Raw genomic sequence first — 1,116 nt, 5'->3', positions numbered from 1 at the left:
CATATTAAAATTTGATACGATTCGTCGTGTTGAATAGTAAAAGTTAATTCCCTCTTAGTTCAGTTGGTAGAACGCCGGACTGTTAATCCGTATGTCACTGGTTCAAGTCCAGTAGAGGGAGCCAAATAAGAAAGCCCGCAAGCAATTGCGGGCTTTTTTACATCTGGAGTTTAATGAAATTCCCTCTTAGTTCAGTTGGCAACACTTTATGAGAAGCTTAGGTACGGGCTATCCGCGATCTATTCATAGCGTGATTGACCCCAAAAGACACCAGCCAAAACAATCAATCCACAACGCGCGAATAGTAGATTCCCTATCTCGTTCGTAACCTCACTGTAGGGAATGACGGGGTAGCCCATCATTCACATCTCGAAAGCTGAGGTACGGGCTATTCGCGATCTATTCATAGCGTGATTGAGCTTAAAAGATGCCAGCCAAAAACAATCAATCCACAACGCGCGAATAGTAGATTCCCTATCTCGTTCGTAACCTCACTGTAGGGAATGACGAGGTAAGACTTGTATGCCACCTCAAAAATGTCGCAGCTTATTATCCGCGATCTATTCACAACGTGATTGAGCCTAAAAGATGCCAGCCAAAACAATCAATCCACAACGCGTGAATAGTAGATTCCCTATCATCCTTGCGGGTATTTACTATAAAAAATGACGATGATTGCTATCCGCGTAAGCATAAAAATACCAGTCAAAAATAATTAATCGCCGTGTGAGAGAACAATGAGGATCACTTTTGACGGTTTTCAGTATTAATTATTCTTTTTCAAAGACTAAAATTTGTTATTTTTTATGCTTACACTCACTTTTTAACGTTCACTATCGAGTTAGTATTAATAGTGTCGATAACTACAAAAACATATAAAACCAAACATTCACGTTCAAAATACCAACAATCAGAACAAAAAAGATAATGTTAGTAACTATTTAAAAAAAAACCATTGACGAAAAGGTCAAAAACCTTTTTAATGCGCTCCGTTGCCTTGATAGCTCAGTCGGTAGAGCAGAGGATTGAAAATCCTCGTGTCGGTGGTTCGATTCCGCCTCGAGGCACCATTTCTTCTCTTTTGAAGTTTGGTGTTAAGCAACGATAAAATCTGTT

2 tRNA genes are annotated in these 1,116 nt (G+C 39.5%); both read left to right on the top strand.

The window, feature by feature from the left end:
- Window positions 1-48 precede the first annotated feature (48 nt).
- A tRNA-Asn gene (locus CZ809_RS20695) sits at window positions 49-124 on the top strand.
- Window positions 125-994: 870 nt separating this feature from the next.
- Window positions 995-1,070: transfer RNA gene (locus tag CZ809_RS20690), tRNA-Phe, on the top strand.
- Window positions 1,071-1,116 lie beyond the last annotated feature (46 nt).

Source organism: Photobacterium piscicola, from assembly GCF_900166965.1.
Classification (GTDB): Bacteria; Pseudomonadota; Gammaproteobacteria; order Enterobacterales; family Vibrionaceae; genus Photobacterium; species Photobacterium piscicola.
Note: the sequence above shows the minus strand (reverse complement) of the source record. Positions and strands in the feature narration are given on the sequence as shown.